The organism is Phenylobacterium sp. (genome assembly GCF_030693805.1).
GTDB lineage: Bacteria > Pseudomonadota > Alphaproteobacteria > Caulobacterales > Caulobacteraceae > Phenylobacterium.
The window spans coordinates 1-2,995 of sequence record NZ_JAUXZW010000400.1 but is presented as its reverse complement, the minus strand read 5'-3'; the positions used below and the strand labels follow the sequence as shown (position 1 = coordinate 2,995).

2 pseudogenes are annotated in these 2,995 nt (G+C 61.8%); both read right to left on the bottom strand.

What is annotated here, in order from left to right:
* Positions 1–235: 235 nt before the first annotated feature.
* A pseudogene (gene istB / locus Q8M88_RS16045) lies at positions 236–958 on the bottom strand (IS21-like element helper ATPase IstB); the annotation flags it as partial.
* Positions 924–2,457, bottom strand: a pseudogene (gene istA, locus Q8M88_RS16040) (IS21 family transposase). The pseudogenes istB and istA, both read right to left, overlap by 35 nt.
* Positions 2,458–2,995: the final 538 nt, after the last annotated feature.

Here is a 2,995-nt window from a genome sequence, read left to right as displayed (position 1 = left end):
GCCATGCCAACCGCGATCTGCAGAGCGCGTGGGCCGCGCATGGCGGCGATAGCTTCACCTTCGAGGCGGTCGAACGGCTGAAGGATGAGGAATGTCAATCGGCGTTCAAATTTGACCCCGTATCGGCGTCCAATTTTGACCCCTTTGAGCGGCGGGTTTTGACGGTAGCGCTCGCCTCGTCGGAGCTGGCCGGGGTTGCGGAGACGAGGCGAGCGCGGGATGTGTGGTCGTCGTCGCGGCTTTTGAAGCGCCAACTGTCGTTGCCGGTTTCCACGATGTCGCAATGGTGAGTCAGGCGGTCAAGCAGCGCGGTGGTCATCTTGGCGTCGCCAAATACGCTGGGCCATTCCCCGAAGGATAGGTTGGTGGTGACGACGATCGACGTGCGCTCGTAGAGCCGGCTGACGAGATGGAACAGTAGCTGGCCACCGGATTGAGCAAACGGAAGGTAGCCGAGTTCGTCGAGAACAATGAAGTCCATCCGGGTCAGATGCTCGGCGATGCGACCCTGCCGTCCATTGCGGGTCTCGATCTCCAGGCGATTGACGAGGTCGACGACGTTGTAGAACCGACCACGGGCGCCGGACCGGATGCAGCTTCTGGCGATTGCGATGGCCATATGTGTTTTGCCGGTGCCGGTACCGCCGACCAGGACGGCGTTACGTTGCTGGGCGATGAAGCCGCCGCCGGCGAGATCATTGACCAGCGTCTGGTTGATGGGAGTGCCCTCGAACTGGAAGTCCTCAAGATCCTTGGCCAGCGGCAGTTTGGCGATGGTGAGCTGGTACTTGATCGAGCGCGCCTGCTTCTCGTTGATCTCGGCGTTGAGCAGGTCGCCGACAATGCGTTGGGGTTCGTGCTGGCGCTTGATGGCGGTCGCCATGATCTCGTCGAAGGCGGCCTTCATGCCGTAGAGCTTGAGCTCACCCATGAGGTCGAACAGTTGAGTACGTTCCATCAGATGGTTCTCCTGAGGTTGTCGTAACGGGCACAGTCGGCGATCGGGGCATGGCGCAATGTCAGCGCAGCCGGGGTGAGGATGTTGGCTGGCGGCGCAGGATCGCGCTTGCGGGCCAGAATGTTGAGCACGACATCGGCGGAATGAACGCTGTGGGCGATCGCCTCGGCACAGGCCGCCTCGACGGCCGGCAAGCCGTCGGTCAGAACAGCGTTGAGGATGTCGACCATCTGACGATTGCCATCGTCGGCATTGGCGAGCTTGCGCCGTACACGTTCGATCGCGGCCGGAAGCACCCAGTCCTTGAAGGGAGCGCCGTTGCGCAAGGCGCCGGGTTTGCGCGCCAGCACCGGCACGTAATGCCAGGGATCGTAGACGGTATCGCCACGGCCGAACGAGCGAGCATGCTCGGCAACGATGCGGCCGTCCTGGCGGATCACAATGCGGTCGGCGTAGGCGTGAACCTCGACAGGCCGCCCGACGGCGCTGGCCGTGACCGAGTATTTATTGTTGTCGAAGCGCACCAGACAGGTCTTCGAGACCGATGCCGGCACCGCGTGGAATCCGTCGAACCGGCCGGCATAGGGAACGAGCATCGGTCGCTCCGCTTCGAACACCTGCCAGACCGTTTGCTCGGTCAGCTCTGGATGCCGGTGCGCTTTGGTGTAGGCGATGCACTTGTCCAACAGCCAGGCGTTCAACTCGTCGAGGTTCTTGAACCGGAGCCGTGGCGTGAAGAAGCGTTCCCGGACAAGCCCAACCTGGTTCTCGACCTGGCCCTTCTCCCAGCCCGAGGCCGGCGTGCAGGCCACCGGATCGACCAGGTAATGGCTGCACATCTGCATGAAGCGGCGATTGTAGAGACGCCCTTTGCCGACGAAGATCGTCTCCACGGCCGTCTTCATGTTGTCGTAGATGCCGCGCACGCAGGTGCCCTTGAACAGGGCGAACGCCCGGTCGTGGGCGTCGAACACCATCTCCTGCGTCTCGCGTGGATAGCACCGCACGAACAGCATCCGGCTATGGCAGAGCCGGACATGGGCAGCCTTCACGATCACTGTCACGCCATTGAGCAGGACGACTTCATGGCTCCAGTCGAACTGATAGGCTTCTCCAGGCGCAAAGCTCAGCGGGACGTAGGCCGCTGCCGTCGATTGTCCGCGCTCCTTGCTCCATCGCCTGGCGTAACGGCGCACGGCGTCGTAACCGCCGTCATAGCCGCGCCCGCGAAGTTCCTCGAAGATCCGGATCAATGTCAGTTGCTCGCGAGCGGACTTGGCCGCGTTCCCTGCCAGCAATCCGTCGAGTTCTGCTGCCCATCGTCCCAGCTTCGGCCGCGGTTGGACAACACGCTCGTACTCGAATGAAGTCTCTCCCGACCTCAGCACCTTCCGGACCGTGTTCCGCGACACCTTCAGGTCCCGAGCGATCTCCTTGATCGTCTTGCCCTTGATGAAGTGCTCACGCCTAATCCGGGCAATTGTCTCCACGATCAGCATCCCCGACCACCTGCTTCATGACAAAGCAGGCAGCGCAACAGACCAACCTGTAGGGGGTCAATTTTGGACGCCGATCCCCCGGCTTAGGGGGTCAATATTGCAGGCCGAATGACAGACTTGCGATGTCCGCTGAGGGTCAAAAGCTTCGTTTTACCGTCCGCCGAAGACTTCCGGTCTACCCCGATCAACGGACATCATCAGACCGGCCCGGTGGTCCGTTTTGTGCCGATTTTGTTGCAAAAGTCGGCTGCTGCCGATGGGCGGTTGGCCATTTCGTTAGAGGCGGCCGGCGTTGATCCGCCAGCCCTGACGCTCTCTACGCAATTCCCACTCTACGCGATGCACTGAACCGCATATGGCGGTGGCCGGGCGACCAGCGACGCGAGCCGCCGCAGGTTCTGGGCGATGGCGGCAAGAATGAACTCGTCCTGAGCGCCTCGCGGGCCGCGCAGTCGAAGCCGACCGAGCCTCACGGTCACCATTGATACAGATCAATGACGAGAGGGGTATTGTTGTGCTGGGATGATACTTTGGTCTT